Genomic DNA, 1111 nt, shown 5'->3' with positions numbered 1-1111 from the left:
GCGACGAGTGTGACGTCCGGGCGGGTGTCGTACCTGCTGGGGCTGGAAGGCCCGGCGGTGTCGGTGGACACGGCGTGCTCGTCGTCGCTGGTGGCGATCCATCTGGCGGCGCAGGCGCTGCGCTCGGGCGAGTGCTCGCTGGCGCTGGCCGGCGGTGTGACGGTGATGGCGACGCCGGCGGGGTTCGTCGAGTTCTCGCGGCAGCGGGGGCTTGCGGCCGATGGCCGGGTGAAGGCGTTCGCCGAGGCGGCCGACGGCACGGCGTGGGGTGAGGGCGCGGGTGTCGTGCTGCTGGAGCGGCTGTCGGACGCCCGTCGCAACGGCCACCAAGTGCTGGCGGCGGTGCGGGGTTCGGCGGTCAATCAGGACGGTGCGTCCAACGGTCTGACCGCTCCGAACGGTCCGTCGCAGGAGCGGGTGATCCGGCAGGCCCTCGCCAATGCCGGGTTGGAGCCGTCCGAGGTGGACGCGGTGGAGGCCCATGGCACCGGCACCACGCTCGGCGATCCGATCGAGGCGCAGGCGCTGTTGGCGACCTACGGTCAGGGGCGGGTGGAGCCGTTGTGGCTGGGTTCGGTGAAGTCGAACCTCGGCCACACGCAGGCCGCCGCCGGCGTCGCGGGTGTGATCAAGATGGTGATGGCGATGCGGCACGGTGAACTGCCGCGGACCCTGCACGTGGACGCGCCCACCTCGCACGTCGACTGGGAGTCCGGAAACATCCGGCTGCTCACCGAGGCCCGGCCCTGGCCCGACAACGGCCACGCGCGTCGCGCGGGCATCTCGGCGTTCGGCATCAGCGGTACGAACGCGCACGTGATCCTGGAGGCGCCGGCCGAGGAGCCGTTGCCCGAGTCCCCTGCCACTCCCGCGCCCGCAGCCGACGTGCCGGTGCCGTGGCTGCTGTCGGCGAAGTCGGACGAGGCGCTGCGTGACCAGGCCCGCAGGCTGCGCGGGTTCCTCGCCGAGCACCCCGAGGTCACACCGGCCGAGGTGGCCGCGGACCTGGCCGCGCGGGCACGGTTCCCGCACCGCGCTGTGCTGACCGACCCGGCCGGCCTGGACGCGCTGATCGGCGGAGAACCCGGGATCGTCACGGGCACTGCCTCCC

General features: G+C 73.5%; 1 protein-coding gene. It reads left to right on the top strand.

All coding sequences use genetic code 11. The features are described from left to right. Nucleotides 1-1111: beta-ketoacyl synthase N-terminal-like domain-containing protein (locus tag IEZ12_RS36280; protein ID WP_308431126.1), on the top strand; the 1111-nt coding region annotated here is incomplete at both ends.

Origin of the sequence: Kitasatospora griseola, assembly GCF_014648555.1 — a bacterium.
GTDB classification, from domain to species: Bacteria; Actinomycetota; Actinomycetes; order Streptomycetales; family Streptomycetaceae; genus Kitasatospora; species Kitasatospora griseola.
Note: the sequence above shows the minus strand (reverse complement) of the source record. Positions and strands in the feature narration are given on the sequence as shown.